Here is a 208-nt window from a genome sequence, read left to right as displayed (position 1 = left end):
ACCCTATCCTGATCGAACCGAATTCACTCAGCGCGCCGGAAGACATGGCGGCCGCCTTGGCTGCGGTGGACTTGTGTCGCGAACTCGGAAACAGCGATGCTTTCACGCCACTGGTGACAGGCGAGGCGGCTCCGGGCGCGCCCGACAGATCAGGGATGATCGACTTTATCCGGCGTTCGGCGGTCACCTACTGGCATCAGTCCTGCAC

Annotated in this window: 1 protein-coding gene; it reads left to right on the top strand. The window is 62.5% G+C overall.

The features are described 5' to 3' along the window. A partial coding sequence (locus AF337_RS39820) for a GMC oxidoreductase (RefSeq protein WP_244471198.1) occupies positions 1-208 on the top strand: 208 nt, incomplete at both ends.

The sequence above is a fragment of the Rhizobium ecuadorense genome (assembly GCF_001187535.1).
Taxonomy (GTDB): domain Bacteria; phylum Pseudomonadota; class Alphaproteobacteria; order Rhizobiales; family Rhizobiaceae; genus Rhizobium; species Rhizobium ecuadorense.
This window is presented reverse-complemented; position numbering and strand designations above follow the sequence as displayed.